This window comes from Pseudomonas sp. MPB03, assembly GCF_046605385.1.
GTDB classification, from domain to species: domain Bacteria; phylum Pseudomonadota; class Gammaproteobacteria; order Pseudomonadales; family Pseudomonadaceae; genus Aquipseudomonas; species Aquipseudomonas zanjanensis.
The window spans coordinates 5647706-5662765 of the sequence record NZ_CP176770.1 but is presented as its reverse complement, the minus strand read 5'-3'; the positions used below and the strand labels follow the sequence as shown (position 1 = coordinate 5662765).

Annotated in this window: 14 protein-coding genes; 7 read left to right on the top strand and 7 right to left on the bottom strand. The window is 61.8% G+C overall.

Features of this window, described 5'->3' with window-relative positions; all coding sequences use genetic code 11:
• Positions 1-62: 62 nt before the first annotated feature.
• On the bottom strand, positions 63-1229 hold the full coding sequence (locus ACLH0I_RS24575; RefSeq protein ID WP_060740673.1) for a 1-acyl-sn-glycerol-3-phosphate acyltransferase: 1167 nt from the start codon (positions 1227-1229) through the stop codon (positions 63-65).
• Positions 1230-1368: 139 nt separating this feature from the next.
• Between ACLH0I_RS24575 and ACLH0I_RS24570 the strand changes: the two genes are divergently transcribed.
• The 3 genes from ACLH0I_RS24570 to ACLH0I_RS24560 are packed head-to-tail and all read left to right on the top strand — an operon-like array spanning position 1369 to position 2486.
• Positions 1369-1551, top strand: coding sequence for a CPXCG motif-containing cysteine-rich protein (locus ACLH0I_RS24570; RefSeq protein ID WP_250964054.1), 183 nt, complete (start codon positions 1369-1371; stop codon positions 1549-1551).
• 11 nt (positions 1552-1562) lie between these two features.
• Positions 1563-1823: a putative signal transducing protein gene (locus tag ACLH0I_RS24565; protein WP_186705031.1), complete on the top strand. Its 261-nt coding sequence runs from the start codon at positions 1563-1565 to the stop codon at positions 1821-1823.
• A gap of 39 nt (positions 1824-1862) precedes the next feature.
• The gene (locus tag ACLH0I_RS24560; RefSeq protein WP_207964445.1) at positions 1863-2486 is read left to right on the top strand and encodes an SOS response-associated peptidase; all 624 of its coding nucleotides are present in this window, start codon (positions 1863-1865) and stop codon (positions 2484-2486) included.
• 306 nt (positions 2487-2792) lie between these two features.
• On the opposite strand, the gene ACLH0I_RS24555 is transcribed toward ACLH0I_RS24560, so the two are convergent.
• The 3 genes from ACLH0I_RS24555 to algW form a co-directional block, all read right to left on the bottom strand.
• Complete coding sequence (locus ACLH0I_RS24555) at positions 2793-3512, bottom strand: DUF4198 domain-containing protein (protein ID WP_250964052.1); 720 nt, start codon at positions 3510-3512, stop codon at positions 2793-2795.
• 10 nt (positions 3513-3522) lie between these two features.
• Positions 3523-5628: a TonB-dependent siderophore receptor gene (locus ACLH0I_RS24550; protein WP_411385614.1), complete on the bottom strand. Its 2106-nt coding sequence runs from the start codon at positions 5626-5628 to the stop codon at positions 3523-3525.
• A gap of 245 nt (positions 5629-5873) precedes the next feature.
• Positions 5874-7034, bottom strand: a complete 1161-nt coding sequence (gene algW / locus ACLH0I_RS24545; protein ID WP_411385613.1) for a Do family serine endopeptidase AlgW — start codon at positions 7032-7034, stop codon at positions 5874-5876.
• A gap of 104 nt (positions 7035-7138) precedes the next feature.
• Here algW and ACLH0I_RS24540 point away from each other — a divergent pair, with 104 nt between their 5' ends.
• The 3 genes from ACLH0I_RS24540 (at position 7139) to cysN (ending at position 10990) form a co-directional block, all read left to right on the top strand.
• Entirely contained in the window at positions 7139-7897 is a 759-nt protein-coding gene (locus ACLH0I_RS24540; RefSeq protein WP_411385612.1) for a Nif3-like dinuclear metal center hexameric protein, read from the top strand.
• Positions 7898-8164: 267 nt separating this feature from the next.
• A complete protein-coding gene (gene cysD / locus ACLH0I_RS24535; protein ID WP_411385611.1) occupies positions 8165-9082 on the top strand; it encodes a sulfate adenylyltransferase subunit CysD in 918 nt (305 codons plus the stop codon).
• Between the two features lie 9 nt (positions 9083-9091).
• Positions 9092-10990: a sulfate adenylyltransferase subunit CysN gene (cysN, locus tag ACLH0I_RS24530; protein ID WP_411385610.1), complete on the top strand. Its 1899-nt coding sequence runs from the start codon at positions 9092-9094 to the stop codon at positions 10988-10990.
• A 184-nt stretch (positions 10991-11174) separates the two neighbouring features.
• On the opposite strand, the gene ACLH0I_RS24525 is transcribed toward cysN, so the two are convergent.
• The 3 genes from ACLH0I_RS24525 to ACLH0I_RS24515 are packed head-to-tail and all read right to left on the bottom strand — an operon-like array spanning position 11175 to position 14576.
• A complete protein-coding gene (locus ACLH0I_RS24525) occupies positions 11175-12083 on the bottom strand; it encodes an acyltransferase (protein WP_411385609.1) in 909 nt (302 codons plus the stop codon).
• On the bottom strand, positions 12084-14183 hold the full coding sequence (pta, locus tag ACLH0I_RS24520; protein WP_053125134.1) for a phosphate acetyltransferase: 2100 nt from the start codon (positions 14181-14183) through the stop codon (positions 12084-12086).
• 54 nt (positions 14184-14237) lie between these two features.
• Positions 14238-14576 (bottom strand): DUF3565 domain-containing protein, encoded by a 339-nt coding sequence (locus tag ACLH0I_RS24515; protein ID WP_250964045.1) that lies wholly within the window; start codon positions 14574-14576, stop codon positions 14238-14240.
• On the opposite strand from ACLH0I_RS24515, the gene ACLH0I_RS24510 reads away from it, so the two are divergent.
• Positions 14545-15030: a peptidylprolyl isomerase gene (locus ACLH0I_RS24510; protein ID WP_018612607.1), complete on the top strand. Its 486-nt coding sequence runs from the start codon at positions 14545-14547 to the stop codon at positions 15028-15030. The genes ACLH0I_RS24515 and ACLH0I_RS24510 overlap by 32 nt on opposite strands.
• The last annotated feature ends 30 nt before the right edge of the window (positions 15031-15060 follow it).

The following is a 15060-nucleotide window of genomic DNA, read 5'->3' as shown; positions in this document are numbered from 1 at the left end:
CAATCGAGCGGGAGCAAGCTCCCTCGCCACAGAGGCCAAACCAGGCCCTCGCAAGCCCGGCTTTAAAGCGCCAACCCGGCCTTGACCCGATACTGGTTACGCACCGGCGTCGCATATTGCAGCACCAGGAACGGTCGGTGTTCCGGCGGGCATGCGTCCAGTCGGCGTTGCCATTCTTCCTGGGCCTTGGCCAACTCATCAGCACCAAACACCTCGGCCGCCGTCGGCACCTGCAACTGCGGGTCGGCGTCGGCCCATTGGGCGTAGGCCAGGTAATGCACCGGGAACAGCCGATAGCCGCCGAGAATCTGCCGGTCCATTTCCAGGGCCAATTGCTTGGTGTCCTCGAACAGCTCGGTGATGGGCGCCGCGAAGTTCACATGGACCCGGCCCTTGTAGCCGGTGATGCCCTTGGCGATGCTCACGTCGTCTTCGCCCGGGGCCTTGGTGTAGGTGCCGGTGGTGGCGCGGATGTACAACTCGCGGGCCTTGGCCTGGTCGCACGGGTCGTATTCGTAGCTGATCGATACCGGCGTGAGGTTCAGTGACTGGATCACCTCACCGAACGGCTCGTCCTTGCGGCTCATGTGGAACATCTTGAGGATCGCCGATTCGGTCCGGTCGTCACCGTCCTTGGCCCGCCCTTCGGCTTGGGCGATCCAGATCGAGGCGCAGTCGTTGCGGATCGAATGGTTGATATACGCCGACAGCAACTGGTACGCCGCCATTTTTTCCCGCCGCCCGGTGATGGAGCGGTGCACGATGAAACTCTTGTTCAGGCGCATCAGGTCGCTGACAAAGGGCTTTTGCAGCAGGTTGTCGCCAATGGCGATGCGCGGCGTCGGCAGGCCGGCGTGGTACACGGCGTAATTGACGAAGGCCGGGTCCATCACGATATCGCGGTGGTTGGCGATGAATAGGTAGGCACTGCCGGACTTGAATTGCTCCACCCCGGTGTAGGTCACGCCATCGGTGGCGCGCTCGATGGTGTGGTCGACGTAGAACTCCACCTTGTCCTGCAACGTAGCGACCGAGGTCACACCGGCGAACTCACGGCGCAATCTTTGCGCTATAAGGGGTTTGAGCATCCAGCCGAAGGCGCCGGCCAGGCGTGGGAAGCGGAAGTGGGTGAGGATATCTAGAAACGCCTTGTCGCCGAGCAGCCGTGCCAGCACCGCTGGGACTTCGCTGTCGTCGTAAGGTCGGATGGCATCGAATTCGCCCATCATGCTCTCTTGTTGGAAACGGCTAGGGTAAGTAAAGGTTCGATCGAAAAAACGACGGGGCACGGCCTGGAAGATAAGCCAGACGAAAATAGCCCTGCAAATAGACCGGCGATTATACGCACAAGTCACTTGGGAGACCGCGATGCTGGAAGAGGCTAGTTATGATTGTCCCTATTGTGGGGAGGAAATAGAGACAACCGTGGACCTGTCCGGCGGTGACCAGACCTACATCGAGGACTGTCAGGTGTGTTGTCGGCCGATCACCTTTGTACTGCAAGTCCATGAAGAAGAGTGGCATCTCGAAGTCTTCAGCGAAAACGAGTGAAGGGGGCGCCCATGCAGCGAATCTACGAGCTGGACAACTTGATGGAAGGTGAGTTGCTGCAAGGCATGCTCGCCAGCGAAGGCGTCACCGCGCACCTGGTGGGGCGTGACCTGGTCGGCGGCGTGGGGGAGTTGCCGATGCATGGATTGCTCGGGCTGGCGGTGGAAGACGACCAGGCGCAATACGCCCGGGAGTTGATCGCCGCGTACAATGCGGCGCTGCCGCTGCCGGGTGACGAACCGGACAGTTATCCCGGCACGCTGGTCTGTTAGGCTGGCGGTCGTTCGTTCGATCAAGAGTCGTGTTGCCCCATGTGTGGACGTTATGCCCTGTTTCGCTGGAACCCCGCCTTCGCGGCCCTGCCCGGTTTTCCCGCCGATCAGAAGGCCCAATGGAATATTTCGCCCAACGATTCGGTGCTGATGCTGCGGGCCGGCGCCGAGGGGCAGCGCGAGCTGGCCCGGGCGCGCTGGGGCCTGACGCCGCCGTGGCTGACCGACCTGTCCCGCACCCCGGCCCATGCCCGGGCCGAAACCGTGGCCGAGCAACCGATGTTCCGCGAGGCCTTGCGCCTGCGCCGCTGCCTGCTGCCGGCCAACGGCTTCTACGAGTGGCGCGGGGGCACGCGCAAGCGTCCGTACTGGCTGACGCCGGGAGAGGGCTCGTCGTTGTTTTTTGCCGCGATCTGGGAAGCGTATCCGGTGCAGGAACAGGTGTGGTTGAGCACGGCGGTAATCACCCAACCGGCGGCGGGTCAACGCCGGCCGTTGATCCTGGACGAAGAAGGCCAGCGCCTGTGGCTCGACCCCGAGACCCCGCTGCATGCCTTGCAAGGGCTGTTGGCCAGCGAGCCGGCGCCACTGCGCGAGCGGGTGTTGGCCAACATGGTCAATGATCCGAAGCTCAATGGGCCGGAGTGCTTGACGCCGGCTTGAGTTTTGCGGCGCTTGTATTGGCCCCATCGTCGGATCGCCGCCCGGAGCAGGCTCGCTCCCACAGTGGATTACAGGTGTATTCAAATTTCTCGTACACCCACCATCCCTTGTGGGAGCGGGCTTGCTCGCGAAAGGGGCGTGTCATCCAACATTCATGCAAACTGACCCACCGCTTTCGCGAGCAAGCTCGCTCCCACACTAGGCTGCGGGTGTTCACAAAAGTGTGGTCCCCGCCAATCCCCTGTGGGAGCGAGCTTGCTCGCGATGGCATCGTGTCAGTCAACCTTGCTCCCATAGGTTCTGAGGTTACTCGTGATGCGGCTCACCCAGGAACGTCAGCGAGGTGAACACGCCACGGGTGTCCACGTCCTTGTTGTCCTTGAGCTTGATTTCCATGTGCGCCGCGATCACATTCAGGCCTTCGTTGCGCACCAGTACCTTGGCCCGGCCCTCTGCGTCGGTTTCCGTCGAGACGGTGTTCGGCGCGCTGCGGTAGTCGCCCACCAGTTTCACCCCGGCCGCCGGTTTGCCGTCCAGCAGCACCCGGACCGGCAATGGCTGGCCTGGGCCTACGGTCAGCGGGTCGACTTCCGGCAGGATCACGAACTTGATCGGTTCCAGCGCTGGCAGTTTCGCCCCAGGCTCATAGATCGCCAGGCTGTACTTGAACGTCTGGGTCGCTTCGACCGCCCCGGGCACTTTGCTGCGGCCTTCGTTGATCCACTTCTTGTCCGCCGTCTGGGACCACATGCCGTTGTCCAGCGCCACCGCCAATACGGCTGGCGGCTTGAGCGGTTGCAGGCGGGCGTGGTCCGGCAGGCGTTCTACGGTGACCGGAATCATCTTGCCGCCCAGGTCATAGGCCCAGGCACCGCTGATTTTCTGCGCCTTGAAGGCATTGTCTTCGGCACCGTGGCCGTAGATCACTTCGATGTTGCCGCGACGCTGTTCGGTCCACAGGCCATGGGCTGAGGCCTGCGCGGCCAGGAGCAGGCCAAGCAGGGCGAAGGTCTTGGGGTATTTCATGCTGACTTCCTTATAGATCGAGGGTGAGGCTGACAGTGAAGTTGCGCGGATCGCCGGGAGTGACCCAGTAATTGCTGTAGGAGCGTTCGTAGTATTTTTCGTCGAAGACGTTATTCAGGTTCAGGCCCACGGTGACGTCATCGCTGGCCTTGTAATGGGCCAGCAGGTCCACGGTGTGGTAGGCCGGCAGTTCGAAATCCTTGCCGGCTTCGCCCGAGCGATCACCGACGTACGTGAACGCCGCGCCAACATCCGAGCCGCGCAGGTGCCCATCCTGGAATTCGTAGACCCCCAGTAGGCTGCCGCTGTGTTTGGCGACGCCGAGGATCCGGCTGCCGGTGGGATTCCCCGGGTCACCCTTGGTCACTTCGGCGTCGATGTAGGCATAGGCGCCGATCACCCGCACGGCGTCGGTCACCTGCCCGGTCAGTTGCAAGTCGATACCCTGGCTGCGGGCCTTGCCGATGGCGCGGCTGAAGTCGGTGCCGGCGACCGGGCTCAGGACGTTTTCCTTCTCGATATGGAACGCCGCCAGGGTGGTGCTCAGGCGATCGTCGAACAACTCGCTCTTGATCCCCACTTCATAGCCGACCCCTTCCTCGGGATTGAAAGTCTTGCCGCCGGCATCCAGGCCGTTGTTGGGCTTGAACGAGGTGGAGGCGTTGGCGAACAGGCCGACCTCGGGCGTCAACTGATACAGCAGGCCGGCCCGTTGCGTCAGGGCGTCGTGGCGTTGGTGGCGGGTGAGATGGGTGTTGTGGTCGTCGATGCTCTGCTCGAAATGCTCGTAACGCACGCCGAGCATGCCCCGCAGCTTGTCGGTGAAGACGATCTGGTCCTGCAGGTTCAGCGCGCGGCTTTGTACATGTTCGAAAAAATCGGGCCCGGTGCGTTTGCCATCAGGTTTTGGCTGGCCGTAAATCGGTTGATAAATGTCGATGGGATAAGCGCTGCCGTTGATGGTGGTCACGCGCTCGTTCTTGCGATAGTCCTCATATTCCGTGCCCATCAGCAGTTCGTGCTGCCAGGGGCCGAGGTCGAACATTCCGCGCAATTCAAGTTGGGTGATGCTGTCGTGCCAATTGTTGTCGCGCTCGCGATAGCGGCGATTCACGGTGTGGCCGTCGGGGTTCAGCGGACGCGCTTCGGAGGCGAAGCCCCAGAGTTCTCCCTGCTTGTAGTGGCTGGCCAAGCGTAACTGCCAGGCGTCGTTGAGCTGATGCTCGAGGGCGGCCTGGAGCATGTTGTTGTGGTTGTCGATGTCGCCGTCGTTGGGCTCGCCCAGGAAAGTCGAGCGGGAAACCCCGCTCCAGCGATTGTTCGGAGCGACGATGCCGCGGTCGAACGTCGAGCTGTGGCGCACGATTTCGCTTTCCACCAGCAACCGCGTATCGGGGCTCAGTTGCCAACTGATGGAAGGCGCAACGAAAACACGTTTGCTGCCGACATGGTCGCGAAAGCTATTGTTGTCCTCGACCGCCAGATTGACCCGTGACAGCACGTTGCCTTCGGCGTCCAGTGGCGTGTTGACGTCCAGCGCGGTTCGGTAGCGATCCCAGCTTCCGGCGCTGGTTTGCAGCGTGGTGAAGGCTTCCGGTTGCGGTTTCTTGGTGGCGATGTTCACCGTGCCGCCAGGGTCGCCTCGGCCATACAGGCTGGCCGCCGGGCCCTTGAGTACTTCGATGCGTTCGATGTTCGCGGCGTCCGGGGTGCTTGGATAACCGCGGTTGGCGCTGAAACCGTCCTTGTAGAACTCCGAGGTGGTGAAACCGCGCACGCTGTATTCGTAAAGCGTCAGGCCACCGAAGTTGTTCTGCTTCGACACGCCGCCGGCATATTCCAATGCCCGTTCGACGTTGGTGCTGCCCAGGTCCTTGAGCACGCTGGCGGGAATCACGCTGATCGATTGCGGGATGTCACGCAGGGCCGTGTCGGTCTTGGTTGCACTGGCGGAGCGGGTGGCGCGATAGCCCGTGACAGGCCCGGTGGCGGATTCGTAGTCGGACGTTACGGTGATGGCGTCCAGCTCCAGCGGCTGGATTTCTTCGGCGTAGGTCGGATCGCCGAGCAGGCCCAGGGTGAGGCTGGCGATGGAAATCCGTTTCAGGGATGACATGTTATGTTGTTCCAAACCTTGAGATTGAAACAATATAACACTACTAATGAGAATTTATGCTATTTATCTTTCTCTGAAAACGTGGAGCCGAACGCCGTTTTTGTGGCGAGGGAGCTTGCTCCCGCTGGGCTGCGCAGCAGCCCTAAACCTGCCACCTCAAAAACACCAGACCGATTGCATTCAATCCTGTTGGGTCTGCTTCGCAGCCCAGCGGGAGCAAGCTCCCTCGCCACGGTGCTGCGCGGTTATTGTTCTTCCTTGACCGCCACCGGCGCCGGCGGTGGGCGCAGGCCGATTTCGGCGGTGAGCTTGAGCTCCTTGCCGTTGCGCATGACCTGGATCGTCACCTTGTCGGTGGGCTTGATCCGCGCCACCTGGTTCATCGAGCGGCGGCCATCGCCGGCCGGTTCGCCATCGATGCTCAGGATCACATCGCCCAGTTGCAGGCCGGCCTTCTGCGCCGGACCGTCGCGGAAGATCCCCGCCACCACGATGCCGGGCCGCCCGGACAAGCCGAAGGATTCCGCCAGTTCCTGGGTCAGCGGCTGGACTTCAATCCCCAGCCAACCGCGGATTACCTGGCCGTGTTCGATGATGGATTTCATCACCTCCATCGCCAGTTTCACCGGAATGGCGAAACCGATGCCCTGGCTGCCGCCGGACTTGGAGAAGATCGCCGTGTTGATCCCGGTGAGGTTGCCGTTGGCATCCACCAGCGCGCCACCGGAATTGCCGGGATTGATCGCGGCGTCGGTCTGGATGAAATCCTCGTAGTTGTTCAGGCCCAACTGATTGCGCCCGGTGGCGCTGATGATGCCCATCGTCACGGTCTGGCCAACGCCGAACGGGTTGCCGATGGCCAGGGTCACGTCGCCGATGCGGATGCTGTCGGAGCGGCCGATGGTGATGGCCGGCAGGTTCTTGAGATCGATCTTCAGTACCGCGAGGTCGGTTTCCGGGTCGCTGCCGATCACCCGGGCCAGGGTTTCACGGCCATCCTTGAGGGCCACCACGATTTGGTCGGCACCGCTGGTGACGTGGTTGTTGGTCAGGATGTAGCCTTCCGGGCTCATGATCACGCCCGACCCCAGGCTCGACTCCATGCGCTTCTGCTTGGGCGAGTTGTCGCCGAAGAAGCGCCGGAATTGCGGATCTTCGAACAGCGGATGGCTGGGTTTGTTGATGACCTTGGTGGTGTACAGGTTCACCACGGCCGGCGCGGCGGTGGTCACGGCGTCGGCATAGGACACCGGCCCCTGCATCACCGCTTTGGTTTGCGGCGCCTGCTGCAGGTTGACGTCGAGGCTCGGCAGGCCAACCCACTCCGGGTAGCGCTGGATAATCAGTAGAGCGACAAGCACACCGGCCAATAGCGGCCAGCCGGAAAAACGCAGCGCCTTGAGCATTAAGCACGTCCTACAAAGGTTGCAGGCGGTATGAGACCGCCCATAATGTCGCGCATTATACGAGGCCGCGCGCGCCTCTGAACGGGATATTTAGGAGTCTTTTCATGGCCGTCGCCCTGAACACCCTGGTAGAAGAAGCGGACCGTTACCTGGCCAGCAGCCGGATTGCCGATTATTGCCCCAACGGCCTGCAGGTCGAAGGCGTGCCCCAGGTGATGCGCATCGTCAGCGGCGTCACCGCCAGCCAGGCCTTGCTCGATGCGGCTGTCGAGGCCGGGGCCGACCTGGTGCTGGTGCATCACGGTTATTTCTGGAAGGGCGAGAACCCTTGTATCACCGGTATGAAACAGCGTCGTCTCAAGACGTTGCTCAAGCATGACATCAGCCTGCTGGCTTACCACTTGCCCCTGGACCTGCACCCCGAAGTGGGCAATAACGTGCAGTTGGCCCGCCAGTTGGACATCACCGTCGAGGGGCCGCTGGATCCGGATAATCCCAAGATCGTCGGCCTGGTCGGCTCTCTGTCCGAACCGATGACGGCCCGGGATTTCGCGCGCAAGGTCCAGGAAGCCTTGGGCCGCGAGCCCTTGCTGATCGAAGGCGAGCAGATGATCCGCCGGGTCGGCTGGTGCACCGGTGGCGGCCAGGGGTATATCGATCAGGCGGTGCTGGCAGGTGTCGACCTTTACCTCAGCGGCGAGGCCTCGGAGCAGACCTTCCACAGCGCCCGGGAGAACGGCATCAGCTTCATTGCCGCCGGGCATCATGCCACTGAGCGCTACGGCGTCCAGGCGCTGGGTGACTACCTGGCGCGACGCTTTGCCCTGGAACACATCTTCATCGATTGCCCGAATCCGATCTGACTGTTTATAACCCTATGGGAACTAACCCCTGTGGGAGCGAGCTTGCTCGCGATGGCGGCGGATCAGTCGACATTAATGTGGCTGACACACCGCTATCGCGAGCAAGCTCGCTCCCACAAAAAGACCGGTGCGGGGCCCGAACCACTGGGCATATCCATATGCTGTTTCGATCTAGTTGGCGCCCTGATTAGAAGAGGTCGCTGTGCTAGGATTCCCCGCTCGAACACGGCCCGCTGGCCGTTCATAAGAAAGTTTTCGTGAGTAGCCATGGTCGACAAACTGACGCATCTGAAACAGCTGGAGGCGGAAAGCATCCACATCATCCGCGAGGTGGCCGCCGAGTTCGATAACCCGGTGATGCTGTACTCCATCGGTAAAGACTCCGCCGTGATGCTGCACCTGGCACGCAAGGCGTTCTTCCCCGGCAAGCTGCCGTTTCCGGTGATGCACGTCGACACCCGCTGGAAATTCCAGGAAATGTACAAGTTCCGCGACCGCATGGTCGAGGAATTGGGCCTGGACCTGATCACTCATGTGAACCCGGACGGCGTGGCGCAGGGCATCAACCCGTTCACCCACGGCAGTGCCAAGCACACCGACATCATGAAGACCGAAGGCCTCAAGCAGGCCTTGGACAAGTATGGTTTCGATGCTGCGTTCGGCGGTGCCCGTCGCGATGAAGAGAAATCCCGCGCCAAGGAGCGCGTGTACTCGTTCCGTGACAGCAAGCACCGCTGGGACCCGAAGAACCAGCGCCCGGAGCTGTGGAACGTCTACAACGGCAAGGTCAACAAGGGCGAGTCGATCCGCGTCTTCCCGCTGTCGAACTGGACCGAGCTGGACATCTGGCAGTACATCTACCTCGAAGGCATCCCGATCGTGCCGCTGTACTTCGCCGCCGAGCGTGAAGTGATCGAGAAGAACGGCACGCTGATCATGATCGACGACGAGCGCATCCTCAAGCACCTGTCCGACGAAGACAAGGCCCGTATCGTCAAGAAGAAAGTGCGTTTCCGTACCCTTGGCTGCTACCCGTTGACGGGCGCGGTGGAGTCCGAGGCCGAAAGCCTGACGGACATCATCCAGGAAATGCTCCTGACGCGAACTTCCGAGCGCCAGGGCCGGGTCATCGACCACGATGGCGCAGGCTCGATGGAAGATAAAAAACGTCAAGGTTATTTCTAAGGGGCTGTCATGTCGCATCAATCTGATTTGATCAGCGAGGACATCCTCGCCTACCTGGGCCAGCACGAGCGTAAAGAGCTGCTGCGCTTCTTGACCTGCGGTAACGTCGACGACGGCAAGAGCACCCTGATCGGGCGCCTGCTGCACGACTCCAAGATGATCTACGAAGATCACCTGGAAGCTATCACCCGCGATTCGAAGAAAGTCGGCACCACCGGTGACGACATCGACCTGGCGTTGCTGGTCGATGGCCTGCAGGCCGAGCGCGAACAAGGCATCACCATCGATGTCGCGTACCGCTATTTCTCCACCGCCAAGCGCAAATTCATCATCGCCGATACCCCAGGCCATGAGCAGTACACCCGCAACATGGCCACCGGTGCTTCCACCTGTGACCTGGCGATCATCCTGGTGGACGCCCGCTACGGCGTGCAGACCCAGACCCGTCGCCACAGCTTCATCGCCTCGTTGCTGGGCATCAAGCACATCGTCGTGGCCATCAACAAGATGGACCTCAAGAACTTCGACCAGGGCGTGTTCGAGTCAATCAAGGCCGACTACCTGAAGTTCGCCGAAGGCTTGAAGATGAAGCCCACCAGCATGCACTTCGTGCCGATGTCCGCCCTCAAGGGCGACAACGTGGTGAACAAGTCCGAGCGTTCGCCGTGGTACACCGGCCAGTCGCTGATGGAAATCCTCGAGACCGTGGAAGTGGCGGGCGACCGCAACTTCACCGACCTGCGTTTCCCGGTGCAGTACGTCAACCGTCCGAACCTCAACTTCCGCGGTTTCGCCGGCACCCTCGCCAGCGGCATCGTGCACAAGGGCGACGAAGTGGTGGTGCTGCCGTCAGGCAAGAGCAGCCGCGTGAAATCCATCGTCACCTTCGAAGGCGAGCTGGAACACGCCGGTCCAGGCCAGGCAGTGACGCTGACCATGGAAGACGAGATCGACATCTCCCGTGGCGACCTGCTGGTGCATGCCGACAACGTGCCGCCGGTCACCGACAGCTTCGAAGCGATGCTGGTGTGGATGGCCGAAGAGCCGATGCTGCCGGGCAAGAAATATGACATCAAGCGTGCCACCAGCTACGTGCCGGGCTCGATTGCCAGCATCGTCAACAAGGTCGATGTGAACACCTTGGAAGAAGGTCCGGCCAGCGCGTTGCAGCTCAACGAAATCGGCAAGGTGAGGATCGCCCTGGATGCGCCGATCGCCCTGGACGGTTACGAGAGCAACCGCACCACTGGCGCGTTCATCGTCATCGATCGCCTGACCAACGGTACGGTCGGCGCCGGCATGATCGTCGCCCAGCCGCTGACCCACGGCAGCAGCACGCACCACGGCAAACTGGCCCATGTGTCGGTGGAAGAACGCACCCAGCGTTTCGGCCAGCAGCCGGCGACAATCTTGTTCAGTGGCCTGTCGGGCGCTGGCAAGAGCACGCTGGCCTATGCGGTCGAGCGCAAGTTGTTCGACTCGGGCCGTGCGGTCTTTGTCCTCGATGGCCAGAACCTGCGTCATGACCTGAACAAGGGCTTGCCGCAGGATCGTGCCGGGCGGACCGAGAACTGGCGCCGTGCGGCGCATGTCGCTCGTCAGTTCAACGAAGCGGGGCTGCTGACCTTGGCCGCGTTCGTTGCGCCGAGTGCCGAAGGGCGCGAGCAGGCCAAGGACCTGATCGGCCGTGAGCGTCTGCTGACGGTCTACGTCCAGGCCTCGCCAACGGTGTGTGCCCAGCGTGATCCGCAAGGGCTCTATGCCGCGGCCGGCGACAACATCCCGGGCGAGTCCTTCCCGTATGACGTGCCGCTGGATGCCGACCTGGTGATCGACACCCAGGCGCTGACCCTGGAAGAAAGCGTCAAGCAGGTGCTGGATCTGTTGCGCAAGCGTGGGGCGATCTAAGGGAAACAGCTGCAAGCTTCTAGCTTCAAGCGGCAAGTAAAAGCCCGCCGATGAGTGATCATCGGCGGGCTTTTTTGTTGTCTGGAGGGGCGCCATCGCGAGCAAGCTCGCTCCCACAATGGTCAGCGCTGAGGCAAATACCTGTGGGAGCGAGCTTGCTCGCGATGAGGCCGGTGCAGCCACCTCAAGACTTGGCGGGATACTCCCGATGCATCTGCGCAAGCAACGCATCCTTGTCCTGCCACAACTGATTGATCCAGCCCTGGAACTCCAGGCGATAGGCACCGTCCTGGTCGTAGCTTTTACCAATGAACTGCGGCGGGATCGTCAGCGCCTGGCAATGCACCACCACCTCGCCAACGTTGCCGCAGAGCAAATCCCAATACCCAGGACGTCCGCCCGGGTAATGGATGGTCACGTTGATGATCGACTCCAATTGTTCGCCCATGGCATCGAGCACGAACGCGATGCCACCGGCCTTGGGCTTGAGCAGGTAGCGAAACGGTGACTGCTGCTGGGCGTGCTTGCCTTCGGTATAACGCGTGCCTTCGACGAAGTTGAAGATGCCCACGGGGTTGTCGCGAAACTTCGCGCAGGTTTTGCGGGTGGTTTCCAGGTCCTTGCCTTTCTTCTCCGGATGCTTTTCCAGGTAAGCCTTGGAGTAGCGCTTCATGAACGGGAAACCCAGGGCCCACCAGGCCAGGCCGATCACCGGCACCCAAATCAGCTCTTGCTTGAGGAAAAACTTCAACGGCCGGATGCGCCGGTTCAACACGTACTGCAACACCATGATGTCGACCCAGCTCTGGTGGTTGCTGGTGATCAGGTACGAGTGCTGGTAATCCAGGCCCTCCAAGCCGCTGAGGTGCCAGCGGGTACGCCGCACCAGGTTCATCCAGGCCTTGTTGTTGCTGATCCAGGCTTCATGGATGTGGCTCATCAGCCAGTCGGTGAAGCGCTGGGCGGCGGGGAAGGGCAGCACCAGCTTGAAGATCGCCACGATGAACAGAGGTGTGCAGCAGGCGATGGTGTTCAGGGCCAACAGCAGCGAAGCAATGACGCCGCGCAAGGGGGCAGGCAGGAAGTCCAGCATTTAAATATCCAAAGGTCGGTTGGCGGCTTGGATCGCAGTCAGGGCGATGGTGTACACGATGTCGTCGACCTGGGCGCCACGGGGCAAGTCATTCACCGGTTTGCGCAAGCCTTGCAGCATCGGCCCGAGGCTGACGCAATCGGCGCTGCGCTGCACGGCCTTGTGGGTGGTGTTGCCGGTGTTGAGGTCCGGGAAGATGAACACCGTCGCCCGGCCGGCCACTTGGCTGTTGGGCGCCAGTTGCCGGGCCACGGTTTCGTTGGCGGCGGCGTCGTATTGCAGCGGGCCGTCGATCAGCAAGCCGTGCTGGGCTTCGTGGGCCAGCAGGGTGGCTTCGCGGACTTTTTCCACTTCTTCGCCACTGGCCGACTCGCCGCTGGAATAACTGAGCATCGCCACCCGTGGGGTGATGCCGAACGCGGCGGCCGAGTCGGCGCTTTGCAGGGCGATTTCCGCCAGCTCCGCAGCGCTGGGGTGCGGGTTCATCACGCAGTCGCCGTAGACCAGCACTTCTTCGGGAAACAACATGAAAAACACCGAGGACACCAGCGAGCAGCCTGGCGCGGTCTTGATCAGTTGCAAGGCTGGGCGGATGGTGTTGGCGGTGGAGTGGATGACCCCGGAGACCAGTCCGTCCACTTCATCCAGGGCCAGCATCATGGTGCCTATAACCACGGTGTCTTCCAGTTGCTGCTCGGCCATCGGCGCGTTCAGGCTCTTGCTCTTGCGCAATCGCACCATCGGCTCGACGTAGCGCTCGCGGATCGAGTCCGGATCGAGGATCTCCAGCCCTGGCGGCAGTTCGATGCCTTGGGCGCGGGCCACCGCCTCGACGTCGGCCGGCTTGGCCAGCAACACGCAACGGGCAATGCCCCGGGCCTGGCAGATGGCGGCGGCCTGGACGGTCAGCGGTTCGCTGCCTTCGGGCAGGACGATGCGTTTGTTGGCGGCCTGGGCGCGCTGGATCAACTGATAGCGGAACACCGCTGGCGACAGGCGCATTTCCCGTGGCGTGCCGCAGCGCTGGTGCAACCATTTGGCGTCCAGGTGGCTGGCGACAAAATCGGTGATGATCTCCGCACGTTCGCGGTCATCGATGGGGATTTCCTTGTTCAGGCCGTTGAGCAGGTTGGCGGTGTCATAGGAGCCGGTGCTCACCGACAGCACCGGCAACCCTGCCTGCAAGGCGCCGCGGCACAGGTCCATGATGCGTGGGTCGGGCAGCGTGTCGCTGGTCAGCAACAGGCCGGCCAGTGGCACGCCGTTGATTGCCGCCAGGCTCACGGCAAGGATGATGTCGTCGCGATCGCCAGGCGTCACTACCAGCACGCCGGGCTTGAGCAGTTCCACTGTGTTGCGCATGGTGCGGGCGCAAATGATGATGTTGCTCATGCGCCGGGTTTCGTAGTCGCCGGCATTGAGCACCTGTGCGCCCATCAGGTCGGCCACGTCGCGGGTGCGCGGGGCATTGAGTTCGGGGCGAAACGGCAGGCAACCGAGCAGGCGGAAATCGCCGCTGCGCAACAGGGGCGAGTGCTCCTTGAGCCGTGCGGAAAACGCTTCCATGCTTTCGTCGGTGCGGACCTTGTTCAGGATCACCCCGAGGACTTTCGGGTCCTTCGGCCCGCCGAACAACTGCGCTTGCAACTCCACCCGCCCGGAAAGCTCGGTCAGCACTTCGTTTTCCGGTGCCGACACCAGGATGACCTCGGCGTCGAGGCTCTTGGCCAGGTGCAGGTTGACCCGGGCGGCGTAGCTGGCGTTGCGGGTCGGGACCATGCCCTCGACGACCAGCACGTCCTTGCCGATGGCCGCTTGCTGGTAAAGGGTGATGATTTCTTCCAGCAGTTCATCGAGCTGGCCATCGCCGAGCATGCGCTCCACATGGGCCAGGCCCAGGGGTTGCGGCGGCTTGAGACCATGGGTGCGGGCCACCAGCTCGGTGGAGCGCTCTGGCCCGGTGTCGCCGGGATGCGGCTGGGCAATAGGTTTGAAAAAGCCGACTTTCAGCCCGGCCCGTTCAAGGGTACGCACCAGCCCGAGGCTGATGGAGGTCAGACCCACCCCAAAATCGGTGGGCGCGATAAAAAAAGTTTGCATGCGAATTCTCTAAGGGGGAATGGCGCGACCTATGACTGGCCGTCTACCCACGATTCAGTCGCCAAGGTTATCGCTAACCGGGCCTTGAGCGCACCAGCCGCAATCAAAGGGCTGGCCTATTTTTCCAATACGTTGCGCAGGGTCCAGCACCCAGGCCCGAGACTGCCACGGCGGTTGGTGACGCAGGTGCTGGGTGTGGCCACAGGACAGCTCGGCCACCCAGTGTCCGTCCTCGTCCTGATGGAAACCGGTGACCGTCGGTCTGTTCGAGCTAGCCCGTTTGTCCGGGTTCCGTTCGCTTTCGGGCAAATCCTTGTTTAGACTTGTCCGTTCTTCATTCTTATGCAAAAGGTCTCGCCCCATGCTGATCGCCGCCAATAAGGCTGTCTCCATCGACTATACCCTGACCAACGACGCTGGTGAGGTCATCGACAGCTCTGCCGGCGGCGCTCCGCTGGTCTACCTGCAAGGCGCGGGTAATATCATTCCAGGCCTGGAGAAGGCCCTGGAAGGCAAAGCCGTCGGTGACGAGCTGAAAGTCGCCGTTGAGCCGGAAGACGCCTATGGCGAATATTCCGCTGAACTGGTCAGCACCTTGAGCCGCAGCATGTTCGAAGGCGTGGATGAGCTGGAAGTGGGCATGCAGTTCCACGCCTCGGCGCCCGATGGCCAGATGCAGATCGTCACCATTCGCGACCTGGAAGGCGACGACGTCACCGTTGACGGCAACCACCCGTTGGCCGGTCAGCGCTTGAACTTCCAAGTCAAGATCGTTGACATCCGTGACGCCAGCCAGGAAGAAATCGCCCATGGTCACGTCCATGGTGAAGGCGGCCATCACCATTGATTTCTGCGCTACGCTCAAGTTGACTGGAGA